The organism is Candidatus Nitrospira neuquenensis, from assembly GCF_979578155.1.
This window is the reverse complement of the sequence record NZ_CEFZDU010000034.1, coordinates 92,731-114,641: the sequence shown is the minus strand read 5'-3', so window position 1 is coordinate 114,641 and position 21,911 is coordinate 92,731. Positions and strand designations below refer to the sequence as shown.

Genomic DNA, 21,911 nt, shown 5'->3' with positions numbered 1-21,911 from the left:
CATTATGCTGGAAACTCGACTTCAACAGTTTGCGGCGCTTCGACAGGTTATTCTGTCGTATCTCACCGGCGAGCGGTCAATGGATGAACTCGAAGAATACCTAGTTGGTAATCTGCAGGACATCCTCGATTCTGGTGAGCAGGCGGCGATCGATGTAGCAAACGAAGTGGATGCCTTGCTCATCCAGTTCGGCGAAGGGCTGCTTGCTGAAGACCAACTCAAAGCGCGATTCACGGTGTTGTTATCCGAGATGCATATCCCTTCCATGACAACGGGGGCATGCAACACGATCACCGTCGATACACCAGTTGTGTCCTCTCTGCCTACGTTTATACGCGTGTCCCACTCTTTTGCTCAGGTTGCGGGAGGTAAATGATTCTGAACGGAATCCGGCTCACCCGCCGGACGCGCCCTTGCCCGCTGAGCCAAACGTCAAACCACCAGAGCCCCGGCACGTCAAACACCACCTCCATATCGGCAATGATGCCGACGCCTCGATCTGCGGGTGATTCAAAGTTCACTGCGTATACTGCAGGCCGTAACTTTTCATTGCTTCCGGGTTTGATGGGCTGAATGGTGATTTGATAGGGGCCGATTGCCTCCCCTGACTTAAGCGAGATCAGGAGGCCCATTCGATAGGGAAATGGATCCATGACCTCTTTACCGCCATGGACGGCGTGGGTCACACGGTCAATGATCCGAACCGCTGAAATCACGCCGTCCTGTTCCCGCAAAATCTTTTCACAGATGAGCGCGGCAGTCAGGTACGGCCCATACTCCTCCGGCGTCTTGGCTTCATCATCTACCGGCATTGTGCCCCCCTAGTCATTCAACCACTTCTTGAGCCTCTCAACGGCGTCCGCTCATTCTCATCTGCCGATCGGCGGCCTGCTAGGGTGATTGCTCTTCACCCGTCCACGGCAGCGCTTCCTGTGGAGACCCTGCCTGCTTCGCCACTGGGGCTTTCTTGAACGTCACATTGGCCCTCGTGGGTGGGTAGGAGACCGGCTTCCCACCGAAGAGCTCTTCGACCGTGAGCAGTTGGAGACGCGGATACTTCTTGCCGTCCCAGGGAGACTCGTAGAAGCCAGCCTTGGCGGCCTCGCTCCTCATCGGCTTGGTGGGTTCTTCCAGGGAGATGAGGACGCCGATCTGGGCTTTCTCCCGTTCGACGACGCCCCTGAGGTCTCGCACGAATTCAGCCTTCAGTTTCCCGGCCTTCACTGAAAAGACGATCTGTTTGGTCTTTCCGCCAGCCTCGTCGTGGAAGTACAGTCGACCATCAATGCCCTGGTCAGCCCCTTTCTTTTGCTCCGCAGGTCTGGCACCGACGAGGCCCAGTGCCCACCATTGGAACTGGTATGGGTCCTGCTGAGCAAGGACCTCGGCGCTGGCTGCGTCCACGGGTTCCCCAATAACCTTGTAACTCGCTGTGTCGCCAAACGCGCTTTTCAATCTGTGCTTGATCAGGGTGATCGCTAGGTGGGTAACGTCAATTCCAATCCATTGGCGGTTCAGAAGCTGAGCTGCCGCGATTGTCGTTCCACACCCACAAAATGGATCAAGGATATTCCCATCTGCAGGGCATGAAGAAACGATGATGCGTTCTAAAAGGCCCACAGGCTTTTGAGTTGGATAGCCCAGCCGTTCGGCATCGTGCTCGAGCCACTTCACATCTTCATCGATGCCTTCCTCGGTTCCGTAGAGGCAACCCTGTGTATATGGCTGGTATGCCCAGATGTCCTGAAATGGCACTCCTTTGCCAATATATTGTTTGTACTTGGGCTGGCCAGCTCCGTCGCGAGGCACATAGATCAGCTTTTTCTCGTAAAGATAGTCCAGCACCTGCTGAGTATCCCAAGAAGATGCCTCCGCCGGCAGCTCGCCACGAACGGACGCAGGTATGGCCCAGTGCCTTCCTACTGAGGACGGATTGAAACCGCGCCATGGTTTTCCGCTCGACCCGGTGCGGGTTCCTGGTCCAGTCAACATGTTTGTCCGGAACGGCCCCTTCTCGTCCTCTCCGGTAAACCATTCACGAATATAGCCGCTCATTGGTGGTCGTGTCCCTGGCTGGAAATACATGCTCTGGGTTTTTGAGTAGAACAGGATGGTGTCGTGGACTGGCCCATATTGTCGAGTGACCTTGTTGTGGGCATTGCTACGACGCCAGATTATTTCACTTCTGAAGTTGCCTGGTTGAAAGACAGCGTCCAGTAGAAGTTTGAGGTAATGGCTGGCTGTCGGATCGCAGTGGAGATAGATGCTCCCGGTTGCCTTCAGTACACGGCGGAGTTCGACAAGACGTGGGGCCATCATCGCCAAGTAGGCCAGCATGTCATTCTCACCCAAGAACGTCCGGAACGCCTGCATGGCCAGAGAGACTTTCCCGCCCCCTTCGACGACTTCCTGATAGGCGATGGCCGCGGCCTGGTCCCACCGCCACGTATCCTCAAATGCCTTGATCTGTGCGGCCGATCTGGAGCCGTCCTGTTCCGCAAAGAGGACATTGTAATTCTGGTCACTCTTGAACGGCGGATCCAGGTAAACAAGATCGACCGATTCGTCCTTGATGTAGCGCCGCAGGACGTCCAGGTTGTCGCCGTAGTAGAGCGTGTTCATATTAGCGTTTGCCGGCACCAGTGCCTCCCTGCGATTCTGGAGCCTGAAAGTCTGTCTCGGTGATTCCCGCCAGCGCCAACCAGTCCTTCTGGCCGTACAGCCGGATCCGGACGCGGCACCGCACGGTCTGGTGAAGTTCAAGACCGTAATTCGTAATCGCTCGAAACCGCACAGTCGAGCCCGGCTCCAGTGGCCCAGGGATCAAGGTTGGACCATAGGAGTGTCCAGTGGGGCGTGACCCTTCTGGGGCAAGCAAGGTGGTCTCGATTTGTATGTTTGCCAGGGGGCGCTGGGTTAGGTTCCGCAGCGTGCCGGTTGTAACGACCAAGGTCTGGAGACCTGGCTCTGGCCGCTCAGTCGTGCAGCGTAGGGCATCCACAGCCACGGCTGGATTTTGGGCGGCAGCGGATACGGGAAGGAACAGGGCCACCAGCCCAAAAAGACCGGTAGCGGCTCGACCGGCATAGAGGAGTCGACTCAGCATGAGATGCCTATCCTCTGGTTTCTAAGAGGGGGACTGCCCAGCCATGCGCCTTGGAAGGGCAATCCGACGCGGTGCGCTGCCACGTCCGGGCTAAGCCCGCCGCTCTAGCTTCATCCCACCATCATGGCTGATACGCCTCTCCTGGTCCGGAGTAAGGTAGACGTAGTACGTCCAGACGCATCGGCAATGTTCGTGGAGAGGCATGGCCGGCACCTTGCGTTCTGCGGATGTTCGCAACCTCAAGCGGCCATCCGGGAGGCGCTTATAGCGCGTTGACCGTCGCCCCACGTTGAGGGCCACCTTCCCCACCCACACATGAGACTCCGGATGCTTCATGACATTGGCAGGATGAACGACTGTAAAGACTCTCCCGTTCAGGGCCTGGCAATGCCGGCAGGCTCCGGGATGCGCGAGCCACTTGACCTGGCCACCGCAGGGGACACTGGCCAGGAACCGTTCGCTGCTCAGCAAGGCGGTTTCGGTGACGGCGATCCGGCGCCAGTCGCGGTTCAGTTCACCGAAGCTGTCCCTTAAGGCTTGTTCCAGCGAGGACCACTGCCAGTCATCAATCCGTTGCCCAGTTCTGACCTGCTCATACATCAAGATCAATTGCCGAAGCCCTGCACGCTGGGGTTCGGTTAAGTCCGTCACGAATCGTCCGACGTGTTGAGTCGGGTCCACGCTGACTATGCCCCTACACCCGCCGGCCTGCCACCCAGACCACCTTTCCCAAGACCTTGATCTGATCCTGGCGCACCGTGGGGCGCTGGTACCGTTTGTCCGGGTTGTCACTGTGGATCTCGACGAGCCCCTTGTCCTTGAGACATAGTCGTTTGACGATCGCGCCCTCATCTTCATCCCGCAGCACGTAAATCTGATCGTGGCGGATCTCCCTCCGGCTGATATCGAAGAGCACCAGATCCCCATCACAAATCGTCGGCTCCATAGAGTGGCCGGAGACCTGGATCAGTTTCAGGTCGGCCACATTTGCGCGGAGCTTGCCTTTGATCCAGGCTCGCTTGAAGGCGAGCTGGTCCAGTCGGCGTTCGTGTTCGATCAATGCCCCACCGCCGGCTGCCGCCTTGAACTCCATGAGATCCACATACGCGAGGTCATCTGTTGCGGCGCTTTCTCCGGACTGCAGTGATTGCCCGCCTCCCCCGACAAATGCCCGCGCGTAGTCATGGGGAGAAGCGCCCATCACCTCCAATAGCTTCGTCATTGTCTTGCAGGTGGGACCTTCAGGGCCGCGGACTAGTCTGCGGTAATTGGCCCGCGACATACCTCCCTTCTGCTCGATGACAGAGAGAGAGACGTTCTTGACGTCGACCCGCACGATCTCCAAGGCCTTCCCCCATGGAGTCTCCGTGGGAATCTTTTTGATTTCCTGACCCTTTCGCCGCTCACGCATAGCCGAGAAATTTATTTCAACCGGGAGAAAAAAACATCTTGACTGCATATAGAGCCGGGTGTATAACTACCCACTATGCCCAAGCGCTCTCGTTTCAATCCTCAGCGGCTTCGTGATCTCCGGGAACTCCAAGGCTTGTCGGTCGAGGCCTTCGCCAAGCGCATCGGCAAGACTGGTCGCTCGATCATGAATTGGGAACGAGGGGTAACCTCGCCCACCATGCGCGATCTGGAGGCCATTTGTGAGGCCTTCGACGTTGATCTGGCTTCCTTCTTGGTGAGCACGCCGGCTCGCCAGAAGGAGTCCGTTGTCCTTGCGCGCTGAGGACACCATGGTTCGCACCGGCCCGGCACACGGGCCCTGTTCAAGGAGGTTGCGTCATGAAGTGTTCACGGTGTTCCGCCACGATGATCGTCACCTTCCCTCTCACCTGCTTCGCCCAGCCGCAGGACCGGCCCTCGGTGCGGCCGGGGACCTTCGAGCCGCCAGCGTGGCACTGCCTGATCTGCGGCAACTACGAGGATGGCGTCGTGTTGACCAATCGGCGCGCCCAGCAGCTCGTCCGGCGCCGGCAGGCCGCGCTCAGGCTGGGCAATGAGGCCGAACTGGTCGCGGAGGCCGAGGCCATCGCCCAGCGGGCCTTCTTGGGGACAGACGGGGAGGCGGTCGCAGTCTGATGAAAGAGGACGATCCGATCCTGAACACGCGGGTGGACCAGGCCGTCAAGGATGCTTGGGCGCTGTCGTCCCAACGGCTGAAGAAAAAGCCCGGCCCTCGGCTCCGCGAGCTGGTCCTGCGCGAACTCCTGGCCGAGATCGCCATCGAGTGTGTGGAGCGGGTCGGGTTCGTTGAGACGTGCAAGAGGTTGAGACAACCCACCTATCCGGCCCATGGGTCAGATGGTAGCAGGGGGGACGTGGAAGGAACCACGAAAACTTCGTTTTACAGCGGACACAGGGACCCGGTTTGTAAAACGGGGTAAATGCAGCATGGAGACGGGGCGTCTCTCCGCGCGGATTGCGACGTGCACCAAGCTCTGGTCGGGGGCCACGGACCCCGAGGTTCGGCAAGGGTATTGGCTGGAACTCACGGGGCTGCGCGTGGCGGCGGGAGAGAGTCACCCCCTACGGATCGATCCGGGAACTCCGGTGAGGTGGCAGCAGGCCTACCAGCAAGGCCTACAGGACGGGGAGCTGTTGAGGCAGTTGGACGAGGAGGGGGCGCGTGCGGCACCGCAGAGAGCGACGGACGTCGGGGATGCGACTCTTGAAGCGGCGCTGGTGGGTCACGAGACGGCACCGCCGCCAGATGGCGAAGGCCGACCGGCGCCGGAATCGGAGGATGACATAACGGGCGTGGGGCCCGACGCCCATTGAGCCAGCCTGGATCATCACTCCACGGCTTCTTCGCCGTGGCCCCATTGAAGGGCGATGAATTGCACCAGGCGGCTCGGGCCGGGAAGGGCGCGGGGCTCCGGACTCTCAACCGGAGCCTCGCACTTCCGAACCAGGTGAGCACGGGAGACCGATGGCGAAGCATCAGGCCACCTATCCAGCAGACACGGTTCAGTCGTTGGCGCCAGGCCAGGAGACCCTCGAGTCCTCTGGGGCCGAGCTTGCCCCGTCAGGACTTCGAGAGCCGTGGGTCAAGGCCACGGACTTGGAGCGGCGACTCGGGTTGCCCCCGCACACGCTCTACAAGGCGGTCGAGCGGCATGGCTGTCCCCACTATCGCATCGGAAAGGCGATCTGGTTCGTCGAGAGTGAAGTGCTCGCCTGGTGCCGGAGGAACCGGACTCTGACCGACACAAGGGGACGCGGATGAGGCGGTCCGGGATCCTGCGACTGGCTGAACTGGTGCCGATGAAGCCGGCCCATGAAGCCTGCGCCACGCTGCGGTGCGCGGGGGCGGGGCGGGTCGAATACCGCGGGGCGTGGTGGTGTCTGGATTGCTACGCGGCGGCGCTGGTCCGGGATCATCGGCTGTATGTAGCGAGGAGGCGCAGATGGACATCCTGTGGAATCTGCTGTTGGCCATGCGAACCCTGTTGGACCTCGTGGTTCTCGTCGTGCTGGGACTGCTCCTGTGGAAGCTCCGCGACCCGAAGCCCCCGCGCCGTCGCCCCACGCGACCGAATGTGCGGAAGACGATCGAGCCGGGTGCGGCGTGATGTGCTGGCAGATGTTCATCGGCATGGGGCTGCTCAGTCTCGTCGAGCTCCTGGTGATCATCTGGTTGCTCGACCGTCTGGAGGAGACCCGCCCCCTGGGGATGCCGCGGCCGGCTGAGCCTCGCCAGCATCTCCCGTTCATGGAAGAGGAGGAACGTGATGAGTACGAAGCCCACGCCCGCGCCGGTGGCGCCCGAGGAACGGGGCCTCACCGTCGTGCAACAGATCAATAAGGAACTCGAAGCCAAGCAGAAGGAAGGCTACATCGTGCTGGGGGTGCCGACCCTGCAGCATCCGCCGGCGCTCCATCGGTTGGTCGTGAAGAAGGTGACGCCCGATCTCACGATCACGAACGAGAAGAAGGTCATTTCGACGGACCTCTACCCGCAAGCCGGCGGCATGGTGTCGTTCCGCCGGAACTTCTACGACAAGCTCGCCGACGCGGCCGGGATCAAGTGGGCGTATCACGCCTTCCGCCGGATGGACAGCGGCCGGGACCCGCGGTTCTGCCATTACCAGGCTGTCGGCCTCATCAAGGGCATGGATGGGCAGTGGCGGCCGGTGGTCGCGGACAAGGCCTTGCACATGGACACCATGGAGCAGGAGCTGCGGGACAACTACCGGGCCAAGGCCGAGGCCTACCTGCACGATCCCAAGGAGGGGCCTGACTTCAAAAAAGCGTTCCCGACGCCACGCGATGTGGAGGCGTGGATCGAGGAGAAGGTCAGAAAGGACGCGCTGCAGATCCAGAAGCACATCGTCGCCCGGGCGCAAACCGGGGCGATGAACCGGGTGGTGGAGAAGGCGCTCTCGCTGCGCAAGGCCTACAAGCCCGAGGAACTGAAAAAGGGGTTCGTGTTCGCCACACTCATGTTCAGTCCGGACCCCGACCACCCCATGGACCGGCAGCACATGCTGGACGAAGCCTCCGGGGCCAAAGCTGCCTTGTGGGCTCCGGCTCCGGCCACGGAGGTCCCGCCCGAGATCATGCACAGCGGCCGGAGCCCCGAGTACCCGGAAGTCGACGGCGAGATCATCGAGTTCGAGCGCAAAGATACGGCGCCCGTCGGCTCCGCGAAGGAGGAGGCGCAACCGGTTAAGGCCACCGAGGCGACGACCAAACCGGCCTCATCCACGGACCCAGGGACGCGCCCGAGTCCCGCCGAGCAGGCCCGGGCGGACTTTTAGGCGGCCGACGTGGAGCAGCAGCTCAAGATTTTGAACGAGCTGATTCAGCGCAAGCAATTCGACACGAAGAAGGTCCAGGGCAATCCGGCCAAGTGGACGGCGCTGCACCGGCTGCAGTTCTACGACCACCTGATCGGCCTGGCGGATCCGGGCGGTCCGACGACGGCGCCGCTGCCGTGGGAATGAGATAACTCCGAGTGCCTGGCACGTGCGGCGTGGCTGCGCCGATCAGCCCCGTGCCTGTAGCGGCTGCCCCTGCGACCAGCCGTGAGCGCAATGGGGGACGGCCCGGAGAGACGGGCAACACTCAGAGTCGAGCGGAACCGCTGCAGAAGAGAGGTGAAACGTCATGATTCGCTTGGCCCATACTGGCGATCTCCACCCCAATGCGAACGCGACCTTCGCCGGCAAGTTGGTGATCGACCAGCAGACTGGCAAGAACCAGGCTTTGACCGACCTCCGGAACAGCCTCGCTTTTGTGCGCGAGACTGCGACAGCCGGAGAGACGCGGTGCGATGCGCTCCTGATCGGGGGCGATGTCTTCGATTCAGTCAAGCCCACGATGGATGAGGTCCAGGTGATCCTGGAATGGGTCGAGTTGATGGCCGACTCGATGCCTGTCGCGATCATAGCCGGAAACCACGATATGGGCCTCTCCGGCAACATGGCGACGGCGCTGGAGCCGCTCAAGCATCGAGACAACATCTTCCTGATGGAGCGTCCGGAGTCGCTGCTCCTCAAACTCAACGGCCAGTACGTCAGGATATGTGGATTGCCTTACCCGCAAAAGGGCCGGCTCTTGGCGATGGAGCAGCACAAAGACAAGTCGCCGGAAGAAATCCTCGCGCTGATCAACCAAGGGTTGGCGGCGATCCTGCGCGGCTTCACGCTGGAGATCGAGCCCGGCATCCCTACCGTTCTCCTGGCGCACGGCTCGGTCGGTAACGCCAAGGTCGGCGTGCAACCTCGCTCGCTGAGCCAGGACATTCTGATTCCCCTGTCGGAGTGTGCGGCCTTCGAGTACGTCGCGCTCAATCACGTTCACGCCCACCAGCAGATTGCCTCGAATGCCTGGTACAGCGGCTCGCTGATGCGGAACGGGTTCGGCGAGGAGCACGAGCCGAAGGGCTTCAACGTGGTCGAGATTGAGGCCGGCCAGGATCCCCGCGTCACCTTCGTCGAAAACCCGCACGCCAGACTCTTCAAGACCATCACCCTCGTGGATCGGCGGGGCGATGCGGTCGAGGGGCCGTTCTCTCTGGGGGAACTCGCCTGGCAGCACGTGAGTCCTGAGCACGTCTACCGGATCAAGGATTGCGTGCCGCCAGACACCTACGAGCAGCACACAGCCCTGATCGAGCAATGGACAGCGGACCATCCTCTGACGCAGCTCGACATCGAAATCGTCCAGGAGGACCGGGCCCGCGATGCGGGCATGGCCCAGTGCTTGACGATGGAGGAGGCCTTGACCCGGGCGCTGGCGGGACACGTGGACGAGACGGATCAGGCGGTCATCCTCGGGAAACACCGACGCCTGGTAGAGGAATTGGCGGCGTGAAGTCTGGGGTGTGCACGATCACGGTCCACGAGGTCGGGCCGCCGGAGTTTCTGAAGGGGCTCGCCAGGGTCCAGGTCACGAGTCCGTATGACACAGAATTCGTCGAGGCCCTCAAGAACCTGGCTCCCCATCGAGCCCGGGCCTGGGATCCCGAGGAGAAGTGCTGGTGGTTCACGGAGGCCTACCTGGATCACCTCAAGGTGTTGGCCCAGGAGTTCGAGGACGCCTGGCTGGTGGAGCGGGATGTGCGGATCAACCTGCACACGGGCGAGCGCGTCGAGCAAATGGGCCTGTTCACGGGAGACTGACATGAAGCTCGAAACGATCAGCGTAGCGAACTTTGGGTCCTACGTGCAGGCCGACCTGGATCTCAGAGGGGTCAGCGCCGCCACTGTCGTGGGGCCCAACGGGGCCGGAAAGTCCACCCTCTGCGTGGATAGCGTGCTGTGGGCGCTCTTCGGGAAGTGCCGGACTGAGACAGACAAGATGATCCGGATTGGCGCGGAGACGATGAGCGTCGCCGTCATCTTCCGGCTCCACGGTCAGCGGTATCAGGTCAGGCGGACGCGGAGCCTCAAGACCAAAGCGGGCAAGAGCGAACTCGTCGTGATGGTGGAAGCCGATGGACGCTGGCAGCCGGTGTCCGGTGCCCGTCTCGTCGACACCCAAGCTAAGATTGAGCAACTCCTCAGCGCCGACTACGCTCTCCTGGCGTCGACGGGGTTCCTGCTGCAAGGTCAGGCCGATCGCTTTTCCCGCGCCACGCCGGCCGAGCGGAAGGCCATCCTCGCCCAGATCCTCCGGCTGGATCAGTACGCCCTGCTCCGCCAGGCAGCGAACCGAGAAGGGATCACGCTCACCGCGCGCCGGCCTGATCTGGCGGCCGACCTGGAGCAGGCGGGCGCCCAAGCCGCCGAACTCCCCACGCTGGAAGCCTCCTACGAGCAGCAGTCCGCGGCCGAACGGCAGGTGCGGCAAGCCCTCGCGGCTCTGGACGGGGAACAGGCCGCCCTGCGTGCGGAGCGGGACGCTGGTCAGGCCAAGCTCGATGCGCTCCCGGCGGTGGCCGACGAGTTGGAGGCGGTGAGGACGGCCCTGCGCGACACCGAGCAGGAGATCGCCCGCCTCACTTCGCGCCAGGCAGAGCTGATCACCAGCCACCAGCGAGATGCCTTGGCCGAGGAGACGACTCGGGAGGCCCTGGCCTTGGCAGACCGGACCCGGGCATCTCTCGTCGAGGCGCTGACGACGTGTCGGTCCTCTCTGGGGCAGGTGGCGGATGTCGAGGCGGACCTCACGGCCCACCGTGATCGCCTGCAGGCTTTGGACACCCGGTCCCGCGCGCTGAACGAGCGGCGGGACCGGCTGCAGCGCATTCTGAGTCGGGCCGCGGACATCCGGGCCAAGGTCGGGGAACAGGGCGACATCGAACGGGCGATTCAGGCGGGACTGGCCCACACGACCCAGTGGCAGACGACCCTGCAGTCCCTCGATGCGGCGTTGCAGGAGGTCCGGCAGAGACGGGAGCACGCGCAACGGCTGCAGATGGAGGCCCTGGCGAAGCGGCAGGAGATCGCGACAGCGGTCCGAGCCTATGCCGATGAGACCAAGCAGCTCGAGGCGGCGCTGGAGCGGGACACGAAGGCCGTGGCGTTGCTCGGGCAGGTGCCCTGTGATGCCGGTCTGCAGGCCCGGTGTCAATTCACCGTCCAGGCGGTCGACGCTCAACGCCGGATTCCGGAACAGACGACCGCCTTGGCGGCGAGACCGCGCACGGAGGAGGCCATTGCGGCGCTCGTCGTGCCGGACCTGGTGTCGGTGCTCGCCGGGCTGGACCAGGAGCGCGAGGCCGTGCTGCGGGAATGCGAGAGTGAGGACAGGCTCCAGCAGCAGCGGGCGGGTGTCCTGTCCAACCTGCAGGCGGTCACGCGCGAGCAGGAAACCTTGCAAGGCCGTCTGACGAAACTCCGGGAATGGACCGTGCTGGTGCCGGAGCTGGAGCAGGCGGAGCGCGAGTTGCCGACGTTGGAGGCCGACCTGGCGAACCTGCAGGCGGAGATGGCCGACGTTCAAGAGCGTCGGCAGGCGCTGGAACGGCGTCGGGAGGAACAGCACGAGCTTCGAGAGCAGGAAGGCCGACTCCTGGCCGACCTGACGGCCTGCGACGCGCAGAAGCAAGAGCTGGAGACCTCGCTCCGTGATCTCCTGGCCCGGTTGGGTCAAGCCCAAGCGGAAGGGCCCACCTTGGCGGCCGCGTTGCAGACCGCACGGGACCAGGCGGCGGCGAGCCGACGACAGATCGCGACGCTGGAGCAGACGCTGGCGGAACGTCAGGCACTGAGCGAGCGCCAGGCGACCGTGGAGGCGGCGCTGGCGGCCTGTGACCAACAGCGTGCCTCGCTGGACACGCAGCTTCGCGACGTCCTCATGCAGATGGGCCAGGTGGCGGAGCGGATGCAGGCGGCTCGGGAGGCTCAGGCAACGGCCGGTCGTCTCCGCGCGGAGCTGGCCGCCCTGGACTTGGACCTCCGGCACTACCAGGCGTTGACCGACGCCTACGAGCGGATCCCGATCCTCATCCTGGAGAGCGCGATTCCCCTCTTGGAAGCAGAGACCAACCGGCTGTTGGCCAGGATCTCCGCCTCAGGGATGCGGATCACCCTGGCGACCCAGCGGGCCCTCAAGAGTCGGGAGGGCTTGGCGGAAACGCTGGACATCACCGTCCGCGATGTCTACGGCGAGCGGCCCTACGAATCGTTTTCGGGCGGCGAGCGAGCGCGGCTGGATCTGGCCTTGCGGGTCGGGCTGTCGAAGCTGCTCGCCCATCGGGCCGGCGCCAGGATCGAAACCCTGGTCATGGATGAGGCGTTCGCGGCCGTGGATCGGGAGGGGGTGGAGGCCTTGGTCGAATGCCTGCCGATCCTGTCGCAAGAGTTCTCGCCGTTGTTGTTCATCACGCATGACGAGGCGTTCAAGAGCGCGGTCGCCCAGCAGATCATGATCTCGAAGAACGGTGCGGGATCGACCGTGGCGCTGAGTACCTGATCGGCTGGCCTGGGGATCCGGGGGCCAGACCTGCACGGGCGAGCGGGCCGGTGCAGGGCATCAGCCGGGCCCGCGGTAGGGCGTGACGCCCCCTGCCGCGCCTCATAGCGGCCGGGTCCCCCAGTCGTGTGCCGGCTGGGGGCCCCGTGCGCCTTGTAGAGGCCGGTGGGCTCTACGGAGGTTGGCCATGCAGGCCAGGACGACTCCTCAGATTCCCAACCGTGAACTTCAAGTTCTTGCGCTCGTCGTGGAAGGCAACACGACCAAGGAGATCGCGGCCGTGCTCGGGCTCTCGCCCTCGATGGTCACCGGCTACCGGAAATCGCTCCATGCGCGGCTCGGTTGCTCCAACGCGGCGTCGCTGGTGCGTATCGCGCTGGAGTCCGACCTGGTGCCCCGGCAGACACGGGCTGCTGGCTAAGAGGGGTGTATGGGGCACGGCACGGAGACCCTGTCTTTGTTCGATCCGCCGGTCGGCAAGGCGGACTCTGTGCGCTTCAACGGGCCGGACTACGACCCAGCGCACGATCGAGACCGGCTGGCGAGTCAGCTTGGGCGGGTCTTTGAGGTGATGCGCGACGGGCGGTGGCGCACGCTGCAGGAGCTTCAGGAGGCCATCGAACAACGGTTCGGCGTCCAGGACCCGCACGCGAGCTGCTCGGCTCAACTTCGCCACCTTCGGAAGAGCCGCTTCGGTGGACACACCGTCGAGAAGCGGGCGCGCGGAGAACGATCCCATGGTCTCTATGAGTACCGGCTGCTGGTGTGCGCGGATGGCTTCACGCCCCTAACCCAGTGAGCGAACCCGATGGGCCTCGAGGAGCACTTCGTCTGCGATGTGTGCCAGGCGATCAAGCGGGACGTGAACCGTTGGTACGTGGTCGGAGCTGGTCCGGTGCAATTCGGCATCACGGTGTTCACGGACGAGGCGGCGCGGGTCCCTGGGGTCAAGTTGGCCTGTGGGCAGTCCTGCCTCAACGCGCTCCTGGGGCAGTGGATCCAGGGCATGGTGCATCGGGCCTCGTCATGAACCGGGCCCATCGCTATGAATCCCTGATCGTGGAGGCGCAGGACGAACTGATTCAGCGCCTGAAAGCCTTGCGGTACGAGGGATCGCAGCCGAACGGCGCCGGCGCCATCATCGGCATCCAGTGCAGGAAGGAAGGCAAGACCTACACGACGTTTCTGTGGGGACCGGGCGAGACGTTGGGTGCGGCGCTGGCCCGGGTGGACGAGCAATCCGCCTCGGGCGGGCGGGCGACAAAGAAGGGCGAAGGAGCGGGGGCATGAGCGAGCTGATTGTGGACAGCTTTGCGGGCGGGGGCTGGGCCTCCCTGGGGATCCTGTGGGCGCTCGGACGTGGCCCGGACGTCGCCATCAATCACGATCCCTCCGCGATCGCCATGCACCGCACGAATCATCCGGAGACCGTGCACCACACGGAGGATGTGTGGAAGCTCTCGTCGCGGATGGTCACGCGCGGCCGGCCGGTCGGATTGCTCTGGTGCAGCCCGGATTGCACGCACTTCAGCCGCGCGAAGGGTGGCAAGCCCGTGGAGAAGCAGATCCGGAGCCTTGCCTGGGTCGTGGTCAAGTGGGCGGAGCAATCCCGGCCGCGGGTGATCGTCCTTGAAAATGTTCGGGAGTTCGAGCAATGGGGCCCGCTCGTACCACGCTGGCGGTGCGGAGAATGCGGCTGGAAGGGGACGGAAGGGCAGGCCGTCTTGGATCGGCAACGACGGGCCTGTCCTCGCTGCGAATCGGCGGCACTGAAGCAGACGCCCGAGCTCGTTCCGGATCCCGACCGGATGGGCCTCACCTTCAAGCGATTTACGGGGCGGCTGCGGAACCTGGGCTATGAGGTCCAGTGGCGCGTGCTGAATGCAGCGGACTACGGCGCCCCCACGCATCGTCGCCGGCTGTTCCTGATCGCCAGGAACGATGGGCAGCCGATCGTCTGGCCGGCGCCCACGCATGGCGACCCCGGGCGGGCGGCGGTCCATCGCCTGCCGGCATGGCGGACGGCCGCCGAGTGCATCGACTGGTCGGTACCCTGTCCCTCGATCTTTGAGCGGAAGCGCCCCCTGGTTGAGGCCACCCTGCGGCGGATCGCCCACGGGATCAAGCGGTACGTGCTCGACAACCCGAAACCCTTCATTGTGCCGGTGACTCATCACGGCGAGCGCCGGTCCCATGACCTTGATGAGCCGCTCCCCACGGTGACTGCGGCGAACCGGGGCGAACTGGCGCTGATCGCCCCCACCTTGATCCAGACGGGCTGGGGCGAACGGCTGGGACAAGCCCCGCGGCAACTGAACCTGTTCCGGCCGATGGGGACGATCGTGGCCGGGGGCTGCAAACGGGGCCTCGTGGCTGCCTTCCTGGCCAAGCATTTCGGCGGTCAGGTCGGCGTCCCGGCTGATACCCCGCTCCCGACCACGACTGAGCGGGGCACACAGAACCAGCTCGTCACCGCGAACCTGATCCATCTGAACCACGGAGACAAGCAGTGGTCCGGCGTCGACGAGCCGATGCGGACGATCACCACGGGCAATCACGCCTTTCTGGTCTATAGTTTCCTCGTCAAGTACTTCGGGACCGGGATCGGCCAGCCGGTCGATGAACCCCTCCATACCGCGACCAGCAAAGACCGGTTCGGCGTGGTGACGGTCGAGATCGACGGCGAGGCCTACGTGATCGTGGACATAGGCATGAGGATGCTCACGGCCCGGGAACTGGCGAGGGGCCAGGGGTTCCCGGACAGCTACATCCTGACCGGCTCGCATACGAGCCAGGTGGCCAAGATCGGCAACAGCGTGGCGCCTCATGTCGCGGCAGCCGTGGTCCGGGCGAATGTGGCGGAGCGGCGCGCTTATGGGGAGGCGATATGAAGGGCGTGTCTCATCAAGACGGGGACACGCGTGCTGCGGGATGCGCGGTCAGTGGAGAGAGCATGAAACACGCGCCGCCCGCTCCACGGTGCCCGCTTGCCGTGGTCTTCGTCTGTCCGGGCTGCCGAGTGGTCTATGAGGAGCCCGGGACTTGTGAGGACTGCGGGGTGGCCCTCGTGGAGATGGTTGTGCGTCTCACCACGATGGCTGCGGGAGACACCAACTGAGTCTGTTCTATCGGATCAGCGCGAGGGGGCGAGTGGGGAACTATTCGAGGATTCACGTGCAACTGTGGAGCGACGACAAATTCATGGCCTTGTCTGCCCCGCCGCCGAATGCCCAGACGTTGTGGCTCTACCTCTTGACCGGGCCGCATGTCGGCCCGGTCCCTGGGCTGTTCACCGCCGGCAAAGCGTCGATGGCGGAGGCGCTGAACTGGGCCACGGAAGCCTTCGGGTATGCCTTCGAGGAAGTCTTAGGGAAAGGGCTCGCGAAGTACGATGAGCGGGCCCGCGTGGTCTGGATCCCCAACGCCGTCATCTACAACCCGCCGCAGGCGCCGAACGTGGTCGTGAGTTGGCGGTACGGCTTCGACGGTATCCCTGAAAGTCCCTTAAAACATGAGGCGTTCGCGCGCATCAAGGCGTACCTCATGGCTTTCGGTAAGCCTTTCCGTAAGCCTTTCGATGTGCCTTTAGGAAAGCCATACGGTAAGGGCTCTTCTCTCTCCTCTTCTACTCTGAGTTCTTCGGAAAGAGAGGAGTCCGAGGAGAGAAAACTGCCGCGCGCGAAGCGACTGTGGCCGAATGACTTCGCGCTCACGGAGGCGCGCCGCGATGTCGCGAAAACGCACGGCGTCCCGGAGGACTGGATCGAGCACGTCTGGACCGAATGGGAAACGGCGTGCCGGTCGAAGGGCTTCGCGTATGTCGACTGGGACAAGGCGTGGGTGAACAACTGCCTGCGAGCAGTGGAGCGGTGCCCGTGGGGGCGGGGCGGGGTGCGGCCGAAACCGCCTGCGATTCCGCCATGCACACAGAGCGTGCGTGACGGGACGCGGCTGAAGCCCTGCGGGGCGCCGTCTGATCCGCGCGCAGTCAAGGCCGGGCTCAAGGCCTGTTCGGCCTGTCTGCCTGCGCTCCTGCAGCACCTGGAGCGGATCGGGAAGCCGGTGACACTGTGATTTGTCGCGAATGCCAGCAAGCAAAACCGGTCGGCCAGATCCGCACGTGCTGGTGTCAGCAGGATTTTTGCGACGCCTGTCTCGCGGCCCATCTGCTGGCCTGCGAGCAGCTGGGGCAGCTTCCGCCGGCACCGAAGCCGACGCCACGTCGAGACCAGACGCCGGCGAAGATCGCGGCGGGGTTTCAGCGGCTCAGCGAAGCGATGCGGAACACGCAGATCGGGAAAACGCAAAAGCCCGTTCGTCGCTGGCGGGACCGGTAGCATGGCGTGGGCGATTTGTACCTCCTGCCAGCATCGGGTGCACTGGAGCGCCACGCGGGGCAGCCGCTTGAGCGATCAAGCCTGTCAACACTGTGGACAACGAACCTTGCAGGGGCAGACCGTGGGGCGGCCATCCACGGTCAAGGGGCAGCGGTTTCAGCCCTGCGCGGTCTGCCGGCGCCGTCGTCTGGAGAGAGCCATGATGCGGTTGCCGTATCCAAGCCTGACCACCTACGGCGGGGCCAGCCGGGAACTCTGCGCAGGGACCCTCATCTGCCGCGTGCACCGCGAGTTCGTGGAGCCGTTCGGGTTTGTCCGCCCGAGCGCCATCCTGACACGGGACCATATCGTGACCTGGCAAGAGCTGCGGCGGATTCCGGAGTCGGCATGAGCTCGGTGAAGGCCAGGATCGGCGGGCGGGAGATCGAATTGCCGGTCGACGTGACCGGCAACCGGGCACGAGTGGTGCGGGGAATGGCTGGGGCCGTTCAGGCCGAGGGGAAAGGGAGCCGCGCTCCGCTCCAGCCGACCAGCCGGGGACTCGGGGCGGCCACTGGCGAACCCCGCTATCGCTCCAAGTGGGAGCAGGCCTACGCGCAACATCTGGATCTCTTGCAGAAGGCTGGCGAAATCCTCGGCTGGTGGTACGAACCGATCAATTTCCGTCTACTCGGAAGGCGAAACTTCTACAAGGCGGACTTCCTGGTGCAGACACGGACGGGCATGCAGGTCCGCGAAGTGAAGGGGTACTCCAAGAACCGCCGGGAGGGCATTGTGAAGTTCAAGTCAGCCGCGGAACTCAACTCGTGGGCCGCGTTCTGCTTGGTCTCGTGGGACCGGGAACAAGGCCAATGGATCGAGCAGTGGGCGTGAAAGGAGTCTGACGGCATGGGGAAGCTCACGATTGGGTCAGGGTTCTCGCTGCCGCCAGAGGCGGTGACGCAGACGTTTGCGATTCTGGCCAAGCGCGGAGCGGGCAAGACGTACACCGCGCTCGTCTTGGTCGAGGAGTGTCTCAAAGCCTCCCTGCCGGTCTGTGTCGTGGACCCGGTCGGCGTGACCTGGGGACTTCGTGCGGCCGCCGATGGAAAGGGGCCTGGGCTGCCCATCGTCGTGATGGGCGGCGATCATGGGGATGTGCCGCTGGAAGGAGCGGCCGGTGTCGTCGTCGCAGATTTCCTCGTCGAAGAAAGGCGGTCGGTCGTGCTGGATCTCTCGTTGTTTCGCAAGGCCGAACAGGTCCGGTTCATGACGGAGTTTGCGGAACGGCTGTATCACCGGAACCGGGCGCCGTTGCATGTCCTCCTGGACGAAGCGGATGCCTTTGCTCCGCAGCGGCCGCTGCACGGACAGGAGCGGATGCTGGGCGCCATCGAGGACCTGGTGCGAAGGGGACGGGCTCGTGGGCTGGGGTTGACGCTCGTTACGCAGCGCGCGGCGGTCTTGAACAAGGATGTGCTGACCCAAGTGGAGGTGCTGGTCTGCCTCCGGACGATCGCGCCCCAGGATCGTGAGGCGATCGATGCGTGGATCAAAGTCCACGGCACGCCGGCTCAGCGAGAAGAACTGATGGCCTCCCTGCCATCCCTGCCGATCGGCACGGCATGGTTTTGGAGTCCGGGCTGGCTCGATGTGTTCAGGAAGGTCGAAGTGCGGCGGCGCGAGACCTACGACTCCTCGGCGACGCCCAAGGCAGGTGAACTCACGCGTGGCCCCAAACAACTTGCCGCGGTCGACCTTGAGGCCCTCAAGGCGCGCATGGCTGCCACGATCGAGAAGGCCAAAGCCGAGGATCCTCGGGAGCTGCGCCGGCGGATTCAGGAGTTAGAGGCCGAGATTCGGAAATTGAAGGCCCAGCCAGCGCCAAAGGCCGATGTGCAGGTCAAGGCGGTGCCCGGGCTGAAGGAGGCAGACTTCAAGCGACTGGAGGCGGCGCTGATCAAGTTGGACGCGGTGCAGGAGCGCGAGTCCAAGCTCCAGTTCGCGGTTTCGTCGTCGATCGGCGTTCTGCGCGAGGCTCTGTACCAAGTCAGGACATCCGGAGCCGCTCCAGCGCACCGTGCTCCGACCAGCAGGCCAGTTCCTCCGGTCCCCCCGCGGGTTGGCACTCGGGAGGACCGGCCGGCGGGAATGGCATTGCCGGGCCCGGAGCAGCGGATCCTGGATGCCGTGGCGTGGCTGGAGGCGATCGGGATCACGGAGCCTGCACAGGCGGCGGTCGCCTTCCTGGCCGGGTACACCGTCGGGGGCGGGGCCTTCAACAATCCTCGAGGGGCCCTCCGCACGAAGGGGCTGATCCGGTATGTGGGCGATCGGCTGGCCCTCACGGATGCCGGCCGGCAGCAGGCCCGCTGCCCGGAGACGCCGCTCACAGCCGAGGAACTACATCGCCGGGTCCTCGATCGGCTCCCGGGTCCGGAGCGCAAGCTTCTGACGACCCTTCTCGAAGCCTATCCGCAGAGTGTCTCGAACGAGGAGCTGGCAACCCGTGCTGGCTATCAGCCGGGCGGCGGCGCCTTCAACAATCCGCGCGGCCGCCTGCGGACGTTGGGCCTGATCGATTATCCCGAGCGGGGGCAGGTGCGCGCCTCATCGTTGTTGTTCTTGGAACGCTGAACCGTGGGAGAAGGGAGTGAAGGGTGAGCCAAGCGAACTACGTCGTGATCCAGGGGTGGCTGGTGCAGGATGCCGAGACCTCATGCAGTCGGGAGCAAGAGCCCGTCACCACGTTCCGGATCAGTCATCGTCAAACCCTTGGCCGCCGGGGGCAGCGGCGCGAGGATCTGTCCTTCTGGGACGTGGTCACCTTCGGTCCGCTTGCGGTGTCGTGTCGGGGCTTGAAGAGCGGACAGGAAGTCACGATCGAAGGGCTTCTGACGCAGCAGACGATCATGAAGGACAGTCGGGAGCATCGCCGGATCGAGATCCGCGCGAGCAAGGTCCACTTCATCGGTAGGCCTGGGGAGTCAGCCGCATGATGGAAGGACGTCCGAGCAACCTCCGGGGCCGCATGACCGCCGCCGACCTGATGGCGGCACTCCGGACCCGCTTTGCACCGCCTGCGCATGCCTTCTTTGAGGAAGTGCGGAACGGGACCGGGTACTCCCGGCGAGAACGCACCGCCGATGCGCTCGCGATGTCCCTCTGGCCGAGCCGGGGGCTGGAGCTCCATGGCTTCGAGGTCAAGGTGTCACGGGGGGATTGGTTGCGGGAACTGAAGGCCCCGGAAAAGGCTGAGGAGTTCTTTCGGTTCTGTGACGCCTGGTGGATCGTGGTCGCCGACCGGACCATCGTCCAGCCGGGTGAGCTGCCGCCGACGTGGGGGCTCATGGTGCCTCGCGGCGCGACGGTCAAGATTGCGGTGGAGCCCAAGGTGCGGTTGCAGCCTGAGCCGTTCACGAAGCTCTTTCTCGCGTCGTTCTTGCAAGGACCGACTGGCAAGCTGTTGGGATTCACGGGGAAGCGGATGCTGTGACTGGCGCGACTTGGGGAGGGGCGTAATGGAACACTGGAGGGGAATCGGAAAGGTGATCGAGGAGTGCGGCGAGGTCTTGCAGCTCCTCGGCAAAGCGATCCCTTTTCCGACTGGTGATCATCCGGACGGACAGGGCGAGGTCCGGTCGCGGATGGACTATTTCATCGAAACCAATCACCTGGACCCCGAAGTGATCGATGGCCGCTATGTTCAGAAATTGGAGCAGTTCCGTGCCTGGGGACTGACAGGCATCGCGGCCAAGCAGGGAGGGGCGTGATGGAGCTGTCCGGCGGGGTAAGGGTCACGCGGCGGGTGCTGCGGAGCGGTCGTGTGGTCTACACCGTTCGCCCCACCCTCCGGTTGCCTATCTATCCCGGATTCACAATCAAGCGACACTTCGAGGAAGTTGTGCGGCTCATCAAGGAGGGCAATAGGTGAGCTTCGAGTTCATGCGCCCCGAACATGGGCTGCGAGAGGAGCCATGCGGCTGTCGGTACTGGGCACCGACTGGCGTCTACACCGCGCGGTGTCCTCGGCACCGGGGGGATAGGGTGACTGAGATAGACCGCAAGCAGGACCCGATCGACGTCTTGCGCCTGGACAGTCTCTTGCACGAGTCGCAGCGATACGACTCCTTCATGACGCAGATGCTCCATGTGGATAAGGAGCACGCGGTCCCGCTCATGCTCATGGCGGTGGCGCGCCGAACGGTCGGGCCGGCGGACGGTGTACCCACTGAACAGATCGACATGCGCCGCAAGATCGCGGAGATGCGCGAGTTGGTCGCGGAAGGCCCCGAGCATGTCGCGGCCGTGTTGATGTGTTTGGCGGTCGAACTGTCGCTCATGATGGATCGGGCCTCAACGGTCGTGCAGTGCGAAGAGCTGGGAGAGCCAAGGGAGCCATCATGAGCGACCTCGTCGTCACCTGCCCGAAGGGATTCTGGGAGGACTGGCTGGTCGAAGGCGACTGTGCCGGCGAGCCCTGGAGCGGTGAGGAATGGGGCTGGTGGCTCAGCGATCGTATCCCCCGGCCCCCGATCGGCACGGGGACGCCCGGCATCGACGAGGCCGGCCGCACCTTCTGGCGGCCGAGCGGCGAACAGCGGCTGTATGTGGTCGCGCACGGCCAGCTCCGCGGGTACGCCCCGATTGTGCGGTTGGTGCATGATCGGGGTGTCGAGCCGAGCCGTAATCCTGCTGTGTCCGTGCGCAGCAGTTGGGTCATTTGCCGGCAGGGCGGCGCCGTCGCCGTCACGATCCCGGAGCCGATCCCTGGATTTCGCGGCTGGCGGCGTGTCTGGTGGTCGCGGGACCAGGAGATTCCGTTTCCGAACTGGAAGACGGCTGGCGTCGGTAAGGATTCGTGATGCTGAAGTTTGTCGCCCAAGGCCAGAGCCGGAAGATCATCGGCCTGGGACTCAGTGCGGAGAATGTGTGCCGCCTCCAGGCGGGCCAGCCGATCCACTGCTTCGGGGAGGACTTGGGATTGCCCGGCCTCGATCTGGTGATCTTCTACGGCGAGACGGAAGCAGCCATGCGGCAGGACCTGTCCAGCCTGATCGGGCCGAAGACGGTGGTCAAGGGATCTCCGGATGATGCCCCGCCAGAGTCAGCCTGAG

The 21,911-nt window shown here is 64.0% G+C and carries 30 protein-coding genes; 26 read left to right on the top strand and 4 right to left on the bottom strand.

The genetic code is table 11. The features are described 5' to 3' along the window. The first annotated feature begins 4 nt into the window (after positions 1-4). Positions 5-376, top strand: coding sequence for a hypothetical protein (locus tag AC1U7O_RS12800; RefSeq protein WP_479895174.1), 372 nt, complete (start codon positions 5-7; stop codon positions 374-376). Here the strand turns inward: AC1U7O_RS12800 and AC1U7O_RS12795 are convergent. From AC1U7O_RS12795 to AC1U7O_RS12780, 4 genes are all read right to left on the bottom strand, one after another. Then, entirely contained in the window at positions 330-812 is a 483-nt protein-coding gene (locus AC1U7O_RS12795) for a hypothetical protein (RefSeq protein WP_479895173.1), read from the bottom strand. The two genes, AC1U7O_RS12800 and AC1U7O_RS12795, sit on opposite strands and share 47 nt — an antisense overlap. A gap of 79 nt (positions 813-891) precedes the next feature. Continuing rightward, complete coding sequence (locus AC1U7O_RS12790) at positions 892-2,622, bottom strand: site-specific DNA-methyltransferase (protein ID WP_479895172.1); 1,731 nt, start codon at positions 2,620-2,622, stop codon at positions 892-894. 1 nt (position 2,623) lies between these two features. Next, positions 2,624-3,106 carry an FxLYD domain-containing protein gene (locus AC1U7O_RS12785; RefSeq protein WP_479895171.1) on the bottom strand — a complete coding sequence of 161 codons (483 nt, stop codon included), beginning with the start codon at positions 3,104-3,106 and terminating at the stop codon, positions 2,624-2,626. 694 nt (positions 3,107-3,800) lie between these two features. Further along, positions 3,801-4,442, bottom strand: coding sequence for a S24 family peptidase (locus AC1U7O_RS12780; RefSeq protein WP_479895272.1), 642 nt, complete (start codon positions 4,440-4,442; stop codon positions 3,801-3,803). A 150-nt stretch (positions 4,443-4,592) separates the two neighbouring features. Here AC1U7O_RS12780 and AC1U7O_RS12775 point away from each other — a divergent pair, with 150 nt between their 5' ends. The 25 genes from AC1U7O_RS12775 (at position 4,593) to AC1U7O_RS12655 (ending at position 21,910) form a co-directional block, all read left to right on the top strand. Continuing rightward, entirely contained in the window at positions 4,593-4,841 is a 249-nt protein-coding gene (locus tag AC1U7O_RS12775; protein WP_479895170.1) for a helix-turn-helix domain-containing protein, read from the top strand. Positions 4,842-4,897: 56 nt separating this feature from the next. Beyond that, on the top strand, positions 4,898-5,194 hold the full coding sequence (locus AC1U7O_RS12770; protein ID WP_479895169.1) for a hypothetical protein: 297 nt from the start codon (positions 4,898-4,900) through the stop codon (positions 5,192-5,194). Continuing rightward, positions 5,194-5,499: a hypothetical protein gene (locus AC1U7O_RS12765; protein WP_479895168.1), complete on the top strand. Its 306-nt coding sequence runs from the start codon at positions 5,194-5,196 to the stop codon at positions 5,497-5,499. The genes AC1U7O_RS12770 and AC1U7O_RS12765 overlap by 1 nt, the downstream gene beginning before the upstream one ends. Before the next feature lie 545 nt (positions 5,500-6,044). Continuing rightward, positions 6,045-6,341: a helix-turn-helix domain-containing protein gene (locus AC1U7O_RS12760; RefSeq protein ID WP_479895167.1), complete on the top strand. Its 297-nt coding sequence runs from the start codon at positions 6,045-6,047 to the stop codon at positions 6,339-6,341. Positions 6,342-6,522: 181 nt separating this feature from the next. Next, positions 6,523-6,687, top strand: coding sequence for a hypothetical protein (locus tag AC1U7O_RS12755; RefSeq protein ID WP_479895166.1), 165 nt, complete (start codon positions 6,523-6,525; stop codon positions 6,685-6,687). A 159-nt stretch (positions 6,688-6,846) separates the two neighbouring features. After that, positions 6,847-7,875, top strand: coding sequence for a hypothetical protein (locus AC1U7O_RS12750; protein ID WP_479895165.1), 1,029 nt, complete (start codon positions 6,847-6,849; stop codon positions 7,873-7,875). A 9-nt stretch (positions 7,876-7,884) separates the two neighbouring features. Beyond that, on the top strand, positions 7,885-8,061 hold the full coding sequence (locus tag AC1U7O_RS12745; RefSeq protein ID WP_479895164.1) for a hypothetical protein: 177 nt from the start codon (positions 7,885-7,887) through the stop codon (positions 8,059-8,061). Between the two features lie 163 nt (positions 8,062-8,224). Then, positions 8,225-9,433 carry a metallophosphoesterase family protein gene (locus AC1U7O_RS12740; RefSeq protein ID WP_479895163.1) on the top strand — a complete coding sequence of 403 codons (1,209 nt, stop codon included), beginning with the start codon at positions 8,225-8,227 and terminating at the stop codon, positions 9,431-9,433. Next, the gene (locus AC1U7O_RS12735; RefSeq protein WP_479895162.1) at positions 9,430-9,741 is read left to right on the top strand and encodes a hypothetical protein; all 312 of its coding nucleotides are present in this window, start codon (positions 9,430-9,432) and stop codon (positions 9,739-9,741) included. The genes AC1U7O_RS12740 and AC1U7O_RS12735 overlap by 4 nt, the downstream gene beginning before the upstream one ends. Position 9,742: 1 nt before the next feature. Next, positions 9,743-12,478: an AAA family ATPase gene (locus AC1U7O_RS12730; protein WP_479895161.1), complete on the top strand. Its 2,736-nt coding sequence runs from the start codon at positions 9,743-9,745 to the stop codon at positions 12,476-12,478. A gap of 187 nt (positions 12,479-12,665) precedes the next feature. Further along, positions 12,666-12,899, top strand: a complete 234-nt coding sequence (locus tag AC1U7O_RS12725; protein ID WP_479895160.1) for a response regulator transcription factor — start codon at positions 12,666-12,668, stop codon at positions 12,897-12,899. Between the two features lie 9 nt (positions 12,900-12,908). Continuing rightward, a complete protein-coding gene (locus tag AC1U7O_RS12720) occupies positions 12,909-13,277 on the top strand; it encodes a hypothetical protein (protein ID WP_479895159.1) in 369 nt (122 codons plus the stop codon). Between the two features lie 9 nt (positions 13,278-13,286). Beyond that, entirely contained in the window at positions 13,287-13,508 is a 222-nt protein-coding gene (locus AC1U7O_RS12715) for a hypothetical protein (protein WP_479895158.1), read from the top strand. Beyond that, positions 13,505-13,768, top strand: a complete 264-nt coding sequence (locus AC1U7O_RS12710) for a hypothetical protein (RefSeq protein WP_479895157.1) — start codon at positions 13,505-13,507, stop codon at positions 13,766-13,768. The genes AC1U7O_RS12715 and AC1U7O_RS12710 overlap by 4 nt, the downstream gene beginning before the upstream one ends. Then, positions 13,765-15,369 (top strand): DNA cytosine methyltransferase, encoded by a 1,605-nt coding sequence (locus AC1U7O_RS12705; protein WP_479895156.1) that lies wholly within the window; start codon positions 13,765-13,767, stop codon positions 15,367-15,369. Before AC1U7O_RS12710 ends, AC1U7O_RS12705 begins: the two co-directional genes overlap by 4 nt. A 283-nt stretch (positions 15,370-15,652) precedes the next feature. Then, a complete protein-coding gene (locus tag AC1U7O_RS12700; protein ID WP_479895155.1) occupies positions 15,653-16,552 on the top strand; it encodes a hypothetical protein in 900 nt (299 codons plus the stop codon). 462 nt (positions 16,553-17,014) lie between these two features. Beyond that, positions 17,015-17,206: a hypothetical protein gene (locus tag AC1U7O_RS12695; RefSeq protein ID WP_479895154.1), complete on the top strand. Its 192-nt coding sequence runs from the start codon at positions 17,015-17,017 to the stop codon at positions 17,204-17,206. Next, positions 17,203-17,688 carry a hypothetical protein gene (locus tag AC1U7O_RS12690; protein WP_479895153.1) on the top strand — a complete coding sequence of 162 codons (486 nt, stop codon included), beginning with the start codon at positions 17,203-17,205 and terminating at the stop codon, positions 17,686-17,688. Before AC1U7O_RS12695 ends, AC1U7O_RS12690 begins: the two co-directional genes overlap by 4 nt. Before the next feature lie 15 nt (positions 17,689-17,703). Next, positions 17,704-19,431: an ATP-binding protein gene (locus AC1U7O_RS12685; protein WP_479895152.1), complete on the top strand. Its 1,728-nt coding sequence runs from the start codon at positions 17,704-17,706 to the stop codon at positions 19,429-19,431. Between the two features lie 23 nt (positions 19,432-19,454). Continuing rightward, on the top strand, positions 19,455-19,793 hold the full coding sequence (locus AC1U7O_RS12680) for a single-stranded DNA-binding protein (RefSeq protein ID WP_479895151.1): 339 nt from the start codon (positions 19,455-19,457) through the stop codon (positions 19,791-19,793). After that, entirely contained in the window at positions 19,790-20,290 is a 501-nt protein-coding gene (locus AC1U7O_RS12675; protein WP_479895150.1) for a hypothetical protein, read from the top strand. The genes AC1U7O_RS12680 and AC1U7O_RS12675 overlap by 4 nt, the downstream gene beginning before the upstream one ends. A gap of 25 nt (positions 20,291-20,315) precedes the next feature. Continuing rightward, positions 20,316-20,567 (top strand): hypothetical protein, encoded by a 252-nt coding sequence (locus AC1U7O_RS12670; protein ID WP_479895149.1) that lies wholly within the window; start codon positions 20,316-20,318, stop codon positions 20,565-20,567. A 274-nt stretch (positions 20,568-20,841) separates the two neighbouring features. Beyond that, positions 20,842-21,201 (top strand): hypothetical protein, encoded by a 360-nt coding sequence (locus AC1U7O_RS12665; RefSeq protein WP_479895148.1) that lies wholly within the window; start codon positions 20,842-20,844, stop codon positions 21,199-21,201. Beyond that, complete coding sequence (locus AC1U7O_RS12660; protein WP_479895147.1) at positions 21,198-21,659, top strand: hypothetical protein; 462 nt, start codon at positions 21,198-21,200, stop codon at positions 21,657-21,659. Before AC1U7O_RS12665 ends, AC1U7O_RS12660 begins: the two co-directional genes overlap by 4 nt. Further along, positions 21,659-21,910, top strand: a complete 252-nt coding sequence (locus AC1U7O_RS12655; RefSeq protein WP_479895146.1) for a hypothetical protein — start codon at positions 21,659-21,661, stop codon at positions 21,908-21,910. Before AC1U7O_RS12660 ends, AC1U7O_RS12655 begins: the two co-directional genes overlap by 1 nt. Position 21,911: the final 1 nt, after the last annotated feature.

Bases quoted from the DNA above. Each gene is read 5' to 3' on its own strand.
- AC1U7O_RS12800 (WP_479895174.1), top strand. From the start codon at position 5: ATGCTGGAAACTCGACTTCAACAGTTTGCGGCGCTTCGACAGGTTATT.
- AC1U7O_RS12795 (WP_479895173.1), bottom strand. From the start codon at position 812: ATGCCGGTAGATGATGAAGCCAAGACGCCGGAGGAGTATGGGCCGTAC.
- AC1U7O_RS12790 (WP_479895172.1), bottom strand. From the start codon at position 2,622: ATGAACACGCTCTACTACGGCGACAACCTGGACGTCCTGCGGCGCTAC.
- AC1U7O_RS12785 (WP_479895171.1), bottom strand. From the start codon at position 3,106: ATGCTGAGTCGACTCCTCTATGCCGGTCGAGCCGCTACCGGTCTTTTT.
- AC1U7O_RS12775 (WP_479895170.1), top strand. From the start codon at position 4,593: ATGCCCAAGCGCTCTCGTTTCAATCCTCAGCGGCTTCGTGATCTCCGG.
- AC1U7O_RS12770 (WP_479895169.1), top strand. From the start codon at position 4,898: ATGAAGTGTTCACGGTGTTCCGCCACGATGATCGTCACCTTCCCTCTC.
- AC1U7O_RS12765 (WP_479895168.1), top strand. From the start codon at position 5,194: ATGAAAGAGGACGATCCGATCCTGAACACGCGGGTGGACCAGGCCGTC.
- AC1U7O_RS12760 (WP_479895167.1), top strand. From the start codon at position 6,045: ATGGCGAAGCATCAGGCCACCTATCCAGCAGACACGGTTCAGTCGTTG.
- AC1U7O_RS12755 (WP_479895166.1), top strand. From the start codon at position 6,523: ATGGACATCCTGTGGAATCTGCTGTTGGCCATGCGAACCCTGTTGGAC.
- AC1U7O_RS12750 (WP_479895165.1), top strand. From the start codon at position 6,847: ATGAGTACGAAGCCCACGCCCGCGCCGGTGGCGCCCGAGGAACGGGGC.
- AC1U7O_RS12740 (WP_479895163.1), top strand. From the start codon at position 8,225: ATGATTCGCTTGGCCCATACTGGCGATCTCCACCCCAATGCGAACGCG.
- AC1U7O_RS12730 (WP_479895161.1), top strand. From the start codon at position 9,743: ATGAAGCTCGAAACGATCAGCGTAGCGAACTTTGGGTCCTACGTGCAG.
- AC1U7O_RS12725 (WP_479895160.1), top strand. From the start codon at position 12,666: ATGCAGGCCAGGACGACTCCTCAGATTCCCAACCGTGAACTTCAAGTT.
- AC1U7O_RS12720 (WP_479895159.1), top strand. From the start codon at position 12,909: ATGGGGCACGGCACGGAGACCCTGTCTTTGTTCGATCCGCCGGTCGGC.
- AC1U7O_RS12715 (WP_479895158.1), top strand. From the start codon at position 13,287: ATGGGCCTCGAGGAGCACTTCGTCTGCGATGTGTGCCAGGCGATCAAG.
- AC1U7O_RS12710 (WP_479895157.1), top strand. From the start codon at position 13,505: ATGAACCGGGCCCATCGCTATGAATCCCTGATCGTGGAGGCGCAGGAC.
- AC1U7O_RS12705 (WP_479895156.1), top strand. From the start codon at position 13,765: ATGAGCGAGCTGATTGTGGACAGCTTTGCGGGCGGGGGCTGGGCCTCC.
- AC1U7O_RS12695 (WP_479895154.1), top strand. From the start codon at position 17,015: ATGATGCGGTTGCCGTATCCAAGCCTGACCACCTACGGCGGGGCCAGC.
- AC1U7O_RS12690 (WP_479895153.1), top strand. From the start codon at position 17,203: ATGAGCTCGGTGAAGGCCAGGATCGGCGGGCGGGAGATCGAATTGCCG.
- AC1U7O_RS12685 (WP_479895152.1), top strand. From the start codon at position 17,704: ATGGGGAAGCTCACGATTGGGTCAGGGTTCTCGCTGCCGCCAGAGGCG.
- AC1U7O_RS12675 (WP_479895150.1), top strand. From the start codon at position 19,790: ATGATGGAAGGACGTCCGAGCAACCTCCGGGGCCGCATGACCGCCGCC.
- AC1U7O_RS12670 (WP_479895149.1), top strand. From the start codon at position 20,316: ATGGAACACTGGAGGGGAATCGGAAAGGTGATCGAGGAGTGCGGCGAG.
- AC1U7O_RS12660 (WP_479895147.1), top strand. From the start codon at position 21,198: ATGAGCGACCTCGTCGTCACCTGCCCGAAGGGATTCTGGGAGGACTGG.
- AC1U7O_RS12655 (WP_479895146.1), top strand. From the start codon at position 21,659: ATGCTGAAGTTTGTCGCCCAAGGCCAGAGCCGGAAGATCATCGGCCTG.